Source organism: Lentilactobacillus sp., from assembly GCF_040773105.1.
GTDB classification, from domain to species: domain Bacteria; phylum Bacillota; class Bacilli; order Lactobacillales; family Lactobacillaceae; genus Lentilactobacillus; species Lentilactobacillus parabuchneri.
The window spans coordinates 1-5,115 of the sequence record NZ_JAXGWW010000147.1; the positions used below are offsets into that span (position 1 = coordinate 1).

7 protein-coding genes and 1 other annotated feature are annotated in these 5,115 nt (G+C 42.6%); all 7 genes read right to left on the reverse strand.

From position 1 onward, the window contains the following. A partial coding sequence (locus AB3112_RS08005) for a lysylphosphatidylglycerol synthase domain-containing protein (RefSeq protein WP_367334250.1) occupies positions 1-900 on the reverse strand: 900 nt, incomplete at its 3' end. 187 nt (positions 901-1,087) lie between these two features. Continuing rightward, positions 1,088-1,453: a 50S ribosomal protein L7/L12 gene (gene rplL, locus AB3112_RS08010; RefSeq protein WP_057910292.1), complete on the reverse strand. Its 366-nt coding sequence runs from the start codon at positions 1,451-1,453 to the stop codon at positions 1,088-1,090. Between the two features lie 40 nt (positions 1,454-1,493). Then, on the reverse strand, positions 1,494-2,006 hold the full coding sequence (rplJ, locus tag AB3112_RS08015) for a 50S ribosomal protein L10 (RefSeq protein ID WP_057910293.1): 513 nt from the start codon (positions 2,004-2,006) through the stop codon (positions 1,494-1,496). A 27-nt stretch (positions 2,007-2,033) separates the two neighbouring features. Continuing rightward, positions 2,034-2,149 (reverse strand) — a sequence feature (ribosomal protein L10 leader region). Positions 2,150-2,210: 61 nt separating this feature from the next. Further along, positions 2,211-2,918 (reverse strand): 50S ribosomal protein L1, encoded by a 708-nt coding sequence (rplA, locus tag AB3112_RS08020; protein WP_057910294.1) that lies wholly within the window; start codon positions 2,916-2,918, stop codon positions 2,211-2,213. Positions 2,919-3,018: 100 nt separating this feature from the next. After that, the gene (gene rplK / locus AB3112_RS08025; protein WP_367334251.1) at positions 3,019-3,444 is read right to left on the reverse strand and encodes a 50S ribosomal protein L11; all 426 of its coding nucleotides are present in this window, start codon (positions 3,442-3,444) and stop codon (positions 3,019-3,021) included. A 120-nt stretch (positions 3,445-3,564) separates the two neighbouring features. Continuing rightward, positions 3,565-4,416 carry an alpha/beta hydrolase gene (locus AB3112_RS08030; protein WP_367334252.1) on the reverse strand — a complete coding sequence of 284 codons (852 nt, stop codon included), beginning with the start codon at positions 4,414-4,416 and terminating at the stop codon, positions 3,565-3,567. 19 nt (positions 4,417-4,435) lie between these two features. After that, complete coding sequence (gene nusG / locus AB3112_RS08035; RefSeq protein ID WP_057910296.1) at positions 4,436-4,984, reverse strand: transcription termination/antitermination protein NusG; 549 nt, start codon at positions 4,982-4,984, stop codon at positions 4,436-4,438. Positions 4,985-5,115: the final 131 nt, after the last annotated feature.

Below are 5,115 nucleotides of genomic sequence, written 5' to 3' on the forward strand. Positions count from 1 at the left end.
GTGAACAAATAAGATCGTGCCAACAATAAATGGCAGCAGGTAATAGAAAAGCCGATAAAGAAGGATCCAGACCAAAGCATCGCTGCGGGCAACCCCAATGAAGCCGAGTCCAATAATGACAAATATATCAAAAGACCCCAGACCGCCAGGAATCATGGAAACAACCCCCGCCACGTTTGCGACCACAAAGATTGGAATCACCAGGCTAAAATCAATTGGCAGCTTCATCAAGTAACCAATCAAAATGAAGAACCCAAGCGCACTTCCCCACTCCATAAATGATCCACCGGTCATAATTAGTTCCTGCTTGGTGGTCAAATCACTGAAAAACTGCGAATTATTGAGCTTGGTAAAGATCAACACACCCGGAAAATAAATCGCGCCACCAACCAGCCAAATCCAGTATTGGGCAAAGCCCGTCCCAATCCCAAAACCAAAAATCATGATCAACGAAACAAAGCAAAGTAATGACAGTCCTGAAATCAAAAACAGGGCAACTTTCGAAATTGCATATAAAATCTGCTTGCGTGAGGCACTTTTACCATAAAAATGGGCTCGTAAACTAGCCCCAAGAAGGCCACCAAATCCAAGCAGGTTGGTAAACGTATTCACGATCCAGCCACTACGCACTATGTATCCAGGTGAAAATTTGCCGGGTAAAAATTGAACAATTGAGTAATCATAGACCAGCATCGGCAAAATTGAAATAAAGCCGACAATCAGCATGATCAACAGTGAGCTCTGACTTTGACTCGCTAATACAGTCTTGAATTGTTCCCCATTCACTTCCCGAATAATTTTTGCCAATTGACGCACAACGAAAATTAAAACCGAGAAGACAAAAATTAATTTAATTAGGGTCATCCGTTTATCAATAAAATCCTTAAGCTTATTAAACATTATTTGCCTCCGTTATTTCATTTTGAATAATTAACTCCACTTCATTATGCCAATAAATAATCGATGACACAATCAATGTGTGCACTGAATTGAATTTGACTCCCAGCCCGCCAGCAGATTAAAAAAAGAGGTCGAATACAAACTTTCGTTTGCACCGGCCTCTTCTTGTATGTGAGTCGTAAAACGACTACTTAAGGGTAACAACGCCACCAACGGCTTCAAGTTGTTCCTTGATCTTGTTGGCTTCGTCTTCTGAAACGCCTTCCTTGATAACTGAAGGAACCTTGTCAACAAGTCCTTTAGCATCTTTCAAACCAAGACCAGTGATGTCACGGATAGCCTTGATGGCTTTAACCTTTTGGTCACCGGATTCAGTTAATTCAACGTCGTATGAATCTTTAGCAGCACCGTCGCCGCCAGCAGCACCAGCAGCAGCAACTGGAGCAGCAGCTGAAACACCGAATTCGTCTTCAATTGACTTAACTAAGTCGTTAAGGTCAGAAATTGAAGCATCTTTTAATTGGTCAATAATATTATCTTTATCAAAAGCCATTATATTTTCCTCCATTTTAATTGGAATTATTTAGTTCTGATTAGGCAGCGTCGCCATCGTCAGATTGTTTCTTATCAGCAATAGCTTTAACACCGTACGCAAAGTTACGGACAGGTGCTTGAAGAATGTTAGCAAGAGTTGATAACAATTCTTCACGGCTAGGCAATGCAGCGTAGGCAGTAATTTCATCAAGACTGGCAACTTGGCCATCGATAACGCCGCCTTTAATCTTAATTTGGTCGTTAGTCTTTGTAAAGTTGTGGATAATCTTAGGTCCTGCAATAGGATCCTCTGATGAAAATACAACAGCAGTAGGGCCGGCAAAAGTTGGCTTTAATTCCTCAAAACCAGCTTTAGTAGCGGCACGGTCCATCACTTTGTTCTTGATAACCTCCATCTTAACGCCCTCATCACGTAATTGCTTACGTAAGTCGGTCACTTCAGCAACCGTCAAACCACGATAGTTGACGATGACAACAGATGAAGCATTCTTCAATTCCTCAGTAACAGCTTCAACCTTTTGTGCTTTTACAGCAACAGCTTTTTCACTCACGAAATTCACCTCCCAAAATAATTGTTGGGATTTAATAAAAAATCCCTATGCCCACCCAGACATAGGAAAAAAGTAAACACTTTCCTCGGCAGGATATTAAGGCATAAAGCCACCTGAGTCTTAGGCGAATATATCAGCAACTAACAGTCTATCACAAATTGTGATGGGCCGTCAATCAGGGATTTTTTATTTAATCTGATCTAACTAAGCTTCAACAGATGCAAATGAGTCAAGATCAACTTTGACACCAGGGCCAAAGGTTGTTGAAATTGAAACATTGTTAACGTAAACGCCACGAACAGAAGCTGGACGTGCCTTTACAATAACATCTTCGATTGTCTTCAAGTTACCAAGCAACTTGTCGTTATCAAATGAAGCCTTACCAACTGGAACAGCAACGTTACCGTCACGGTCAGTCCGATAAGTAACCTTACCAGCCTTTGATTCTTGAACGGCTTTGGTAACATCCATTGTAACGGTTCCAGTCTTAGGGTTTGGCATTAAGCCTTTAGGTCCAAGAACTCGACCTAAACGACCTACTTGAGCCATCATATCAGGTGTTGCAATTGCAACATCGAAGTCAAGCCAACCGTCTTGAATCTTTTCAACCAAATCAGTGTCACCGACAAAGTCAGCGCCAGCATCTTTAGCTGCTTTAGCATTGTCACCCTTTGCAAATACGATAACTGTTTGTTCCTTACCAGTTCCATTAGGTAAGACAACAGCACCACGTAATTGTTGGTCAGCCTGCTTAGTATCAACGTTTAATTTAAATACAATTTCAACTGTTGAGTCGAACTTTGCAAAATCAATATCCTTAATTAACTTAACAGCGTCTTGGATTGGGTATGCTTTTCCAGCTTCAACCTTTTCGACAGCTGCCTTGTAATTTTTACCTCTTTTACGAGCCATGTGTGTTTTCCTCCTTGCTTTGTGGTTATAACGGATAAACCTCCCACGCGACGTGAAACAGTGCATCACCGTTAAAAGTCCCGACTATAGAATGGTCAAACTATCCTTCGACAGTAAAGCCAATGCTACGTGCGGTACCTTCAACCATGCGCATTGCTGCTTCAACATCAGCTGCGTTTAGGTCTTTCATTTTAGTTTCGGCAATTTCTTTAACTTGGTCTTTGGTAACAGTTGCGACCTTGTTAGTGTTTGGTTCGCCGGAACCCTTTTGAACACCAGCAGCTTTCTTGAGTAACACAGCAGCAGGTGGAGTCTTGGTAATGAAGTCGAATGAACGATCTTCATACACAGTAATGACAACAGGAATAATCATCCCTGCCTGATCGGCAGTACGTGCATTAAATTCCTTTGTGAATCCCATGATGTTGATACCTGCTTGACCTAATGCAGGTCCAACTGGAGGGGCAGGTGTTGCTTTGCCCGCTGGAATTTGCAATTTAACAATATTCGCTACTTTTTTAGCCACGAGACATAACCTCCTTAAGTCCGTGTGTGGTAAATGGAGATAAAAATTTCTCCTCCCACGTGGGTATGCTTAAACATACCATACTAATATAACATAAACATCTTCAATCAACAACCTAATTTATAGATTCCAAATAAATTTTGCGATGCCCTCATCAACTTCCGAATTTTCATGGAGTAGTCTGTGGGTGGCCCGCTTGCCATGGATCACGAGTTCTCGATACTGTTCAACGGGCGCGCGAAGCAGATACCTCAACGAAAAAGCACTGTTAAGTGACACCTGCCCGTCATCTTGCTGAAGATTGCTGATCCGACCGGCAATATTAAGAACTTGAATGTCTTTGGGAATCGCAAAAACCCGTTTGGAAAGGGCGCGATAAATGGGCATCTTCTTTACCGGTCCCTTTGCGTTAAGTGGATAGGCGTCAATGTCACTGGTGCTTCGGGCAATTTCAGAATCATTAAACGGCCCGGCAATTGCAACGACGCGCTTCACGGTTACCATACTGGTCGCAGACTGATGGGTTAAAAACCAGAATATGGTAATGCAGCCCATCGAATGTCCCACCAAATTAACCTGATTGACCCCATATCGGTCATGAAGCGCCCGACAAATATCAGCTAGCCAGGTGGCCTGCTGTTCAGGTCTTGATAGTTTGTTGGCAAACAATACCTGAATCATTGGCCGTGATTGACTGATGGTTCCACGAATCCGAATCCTGCCGTGCAGGTCAACTTTAACCACCATTGACTTGTTTGCCTGATACCGAAGCGACAACCGATTCAGCAGACGACCAAATGAAAATCTGTTGCCAAAATATCCAGGGAGAAAGATCGTTGGAATTTGATCAGCAGGTTCTAAAGCGCCGACCGTCTGCCGAGTTTTGGGTTTTCCCAGCGCGACAAACTTAAAAGACGCGGGAATCATTACCAAGAGCACTAAAACAATCATTCCAATCGTTATTCCAACCATAACGACCACCTACTTTGAATTAAAGGGCAGTATCCACCTGATTAAAGTCCAGATCCGTGCTGGTTTCACGACCAAACATTTCAATGTTTACCTTCAGACGCTGCTTTTCGTTGTCAACTTCAGTTACTTTGCCATCGAGACCGGTAAACGCCCCATCAACAATCTTAACCGTATCGCCAATGTTGACATCAAGATCCTCATGGCGTGAACTCATTCCGATTCGTTTAAGGACCAAATCCACTTCGTCAGGAAGCAGCGGTGTTGGCTTACTACCTTGGCCATGGGACCCGACAAATCCGGTAACGCCAGGAGTATTTCGAACGATATACCAGGCCTGGTCAGTCATGATCATTTCCACTAACACATAACCTGGGAACGTCTTGTCCATCTTAACTTTGTCCTTGCCGTTCTTAACTTCATGTTCTTCTTGTTCGGGGACGACCACACGGTAAATGTAGTCCTGCATTCCCATTGATTCCTTTCGACTATCCAAGTTCATTTTGACTTTATTTTCATAACCTGAATAAGTGTGCAACACGTACCATTGCTTTTCTGCTGACTCGACCATTATTTTTGCTCCTTCATCAATTCATCCTAAAATTAATTCAAATAAAAAAACCTGACACTTTTCGCAGGTTTTAACAACTTAACTATATCAAAGTTTTGCCAAAATGGCTATGCAAGAAATTGAAGTGCCCA

Coding starts and splice junctions, on each gene's coding strand:
- rplL (WP_057910292.1), bottom strand. CDS start 1,453: ATGGCTTTTGATAAAGATAATATTATTGACCAATTAAAAGATGCTTCA.
- rplA (WP_057910294.1), bottom strand. CDS start 2,918: ATGGCTCGTAAAAGAGGTAAAAATTACAAGGCAGCTGTCGAAAAGGTT.
- AB3112_RS08030 (WP_367334252.1), bottom strand. CDS start 4,416: ATGGTTGGAATAACGATTGGAATGATTGTTTTAGTGCTCTTGGTAATG.
- nusG (WP_057910296.1), bottom strand. CDS start 4,984: ATGGTCGAGTCAGCAGAAAAGCAATGGTACGTGTTGCACACTTATTCA.